The 1,140-nt window shown below is 44.7% G+C and carries 1 protein-coding gene; it reads left to right on the forward strand.

Annotated elements, in window-relative coordinates:
• A partial coding sequence (locus A3763_RS29335; protein ID WP_197483163.1) for a hypothetical protein occupies positions 1-1,140 on the forward strand: 1,140 nt, incomplete at both ends.

Genomic DNA, 1,140 nt, shown 5'->3' on the forward strand with positions numbered 1-1,140 from the left:
CCGAGTCAGGCCTGATTCCTCCTTATGTGCCCTCAAGTGGTTCGTCAGACGGTTTTGAGCAATACCAAGTAGGGCAGTTCGAAAATTGGGCTGGTGGGCTTGATTATAGCGCTTCCAGTGGAGGTAATTGGTTGTTTGATCGATCAAGTGCCATGTTCAAAGCGTATATGTCTACTGGGCGGGTAGAATTCTTAAAAGAGGCATTCCTATCGAAGCAGTTCTACTTCTCGCATGTGCGGAATGATGGAACGGCCCCGGCAATGGCTGGTGGTGATGGTTGTTTTACATTTGGTGGTGTTGCTTGTGCTGATGGGAAATATATTGCTCCGCAGCAGGCTAAATTGAGCTGGGCCCTTACTGGCGATGATAGTCAATGGGATGATCCATTAATTACCAATATGGCGTTACAATCTGACTTGGGATGGAATCAATATGGTACGAGAGACACCTTTAATAACGAGAATGAAGGTTTTACTGAGCGCGGGGCAGGTATAGCAGGACTAGCAGAGATTAATGCCTATGAAATGACGGCTGATTCAACGGTTTTAGCTCACCTTAATGAGCGAATTAACTCTCTGAAAGATATGCAGCAAACTGAAAAAACCTGGGATGTAGAAAATGGTTGGACACCGAAAAGTGGTGGCTTTACTCATAATATCGATGTTCACGAAGGTGTGCATAATGAGGGGAGTGCACCATTAGGTGATAGTAGCTCTAGAGGCTTCTCAGCATGGATGACTGAGAATATCGTAGATTTCCTCTGGCAAGCTTACTGGATAACAGGAAATACCGATGCGCCAGAAATGCTAAGACGCATCGCGTCTGCAGTTGAAAATTATGGCTTTACCTCGAATTACAATTCAGAGCTAGGACAGTATGTAAGGAAGGAGGGTTTTACCGGGTATAATAAAACTAAGAGCTGTAATACTACCGGTGCCGAAACAGACTTAGTTTACATGGCGAGTGCTCATGCCCCGTTATCATCTCGGATTAGTGATGACTGGTGGCCCTATTACTCTGATACACATAATATTGAAACAGTTTTGACTCTCGGTGCAGGTTACTACTTTGAAACCGATGAGGCTAAAAAGGTTCAGCTTTCTACTCGAATCGGTAAGATTATCGAAGGCTGGGTAAACC

Source organism: Oleiphilus sp. HI0128 (genome assembly GCF_001635365.1).